Genomic DNA, 380 nt, shown 5'->3' with positions numbered 1-380 from the left:
AGTTAGTACTTGGCCTAGTAACACTTCATCAATTTGTTTTGGATCAATACCAGTTTGTTCTAACAATCCTTTGATGACGGCCGCGCCTAAGTCAACAGCTGATACTGAGCTAAGGCTGCCATTGAAACTACCAATAGCGGTACGACCTGCTGCGACGATTACAACTTCTTGCATAAGTATTTCCTTCCTAGCAGTGGCGGTTTTATTGTGCTTTGCAACATAGCATAATGCTACAGGCACGGTAAAAAGAAAATACACTAAAATGATGACAAAAAAAAAGCCGACCTTAGGTCAGCTTTAGAAAAATCAGATATTGCTCAATACAGGATTAAGCTACCTGTACAGGAATGGCGTTACTTGTGTGTGTAACTTCATTGCCT

1 protein-coding gene is annotated in these 380 nt (G+C 40.5%); it reads right to left on the bottom strand.

Going from position 1 to position 380, the window contains the following annotated elements; genetic code table 11:
- The coding region (locus tag BTA35_RS17580) for a thiolase family protein (protein WP_500690219.1) at positions 1-174 on the bottom strand (174 nt) is incomplete at its 3' end.
- Between the last annotated feature and the right edge of the window lie 206 nt (positions 175-380).

The sequence above is a fragment of the Oceanospirillum linum genome (assembly GCF_001995095.2).
Classification (GTDB): Bacteria; Pseudomonadota; Gammaproteobacteria; order Pseudomonadales; family Halomonadaceae; genus Oceanospirillum; species Oceanospirillum linum.
Note: the sequence above shows the minus strand (reverse complement) of the source record. Positions and strands in the feature narration are given on the sequence as shown.